This window comes from Paraburkholderia mimosarum LMG 23256 = NBRC 106338 (assembly GCF_000739815.1).
Lineage (GTDB): Bacteria > Pseudomonadota > Gammaproteobacteria > Burkholderiales > Burkholderiaceae > Paraburkholderia > Paraburkholderia mimosarum.
This window is the reverse complement of the sequence record NZ_BBJJ01000337.1, coordinates 1-878: the sequence shown is the minus strand read 5'-3', so window position 1 is coordinate 878 and position 878 is coordinate 1. Positions and strand designations below refer to the sequence as shown.

Annotated in this window: 1 protein-coding gene and 1 pseudogene; both read right to left on the bottom strand. The window is 58.3% G+C overall.

The annotated features are described in order from the left end of the window. Positions 1 to 536: TniB family NTP-binding protein (locus BMI01S_RS40500; protein ID WP_156123931.1), on the bottom strand; the 536-nt coding region annotated here is incomplete at its 3' end. 8 nt (positions 537 to 544) lie between these two features. Next, positions 545 to 878 (bottom strand): annotated as a pseudogene (locus tag BMI01S_RS42810) (Mu transposase C-terminal domain-containing protein); the annotation flags it as partial.

Below are 878 nucleotides of genomic sequence, written 5' to 3'. Positions count from 1 at the left end.
TGCAGGTCATTCGCCAGATATTTGAGCAGATTCAGGGAAGCACGTTGCTCACGGTAGGTGCCGGCGAGCAGGTGATGTACCTCATCGACAATCAGCATCCTTGGCGCCATACGGCGCAGAATGTCACGAGCCAGTCGCTCCAGCGAAGCAAGACCTGCCGCGGCGTTGTGGGGAGCGCCGAGTTCGAACAGCAGGCCGGAATAAAACCTGTGCTGGTCAGGTGTCGGAGGCATTTGCATGGTGACGACCGAACATCGCTCGACTCCGCTTCGCTCATCGAATTCGCTGGGATGCGCGCGCCTGAACTTTGCGGTGATCTTCGTTTTGCCAATGTTAGAGTCGCCGTGGATGAGCAGGCATGGCATGCGGTCGCGCCGCGGTGTCTCGTGAAGGCGTTCAAGGAGCTGCAGCGCCTCGGTGGCACGAGGGTAGTCGATCCATCGGTCACGAAGAAGGCTACGTATTCGTTCCTCGTTCCCCAATCGTGCCTGTTCTCTCGCGGTTGGGAGTAAATGTGACAACACGTCCTGCTTCATGTTGCACCTCACCATTGCTCGACGTCATATGCCTTCACCGGGGCGTCATAGTCGACGTGCTCGCTCTCGCGTTCTGAACTCTGCCGTCGGAGAGACAGTTCGTCGAATGCCTCTATAGTCGGTATGTTTCGTGGCCGTGTACGTCGACGTCCCTTCGTCTCGCGCGCCGCATTGGCGATCAATCGCCGCTGCTCTTCTACTGTGCGAAAAATCTGGCTTTCCGAGATCGAACGCTGGCCCTCGACCCGGATCGCCTTCAACGCCCTACGGTGTTCGAACAGGGAGATGGACGGGCGCCGCAAGTCAGCATACCGGACTTCCATATAGTCTTTACCTGCGGCG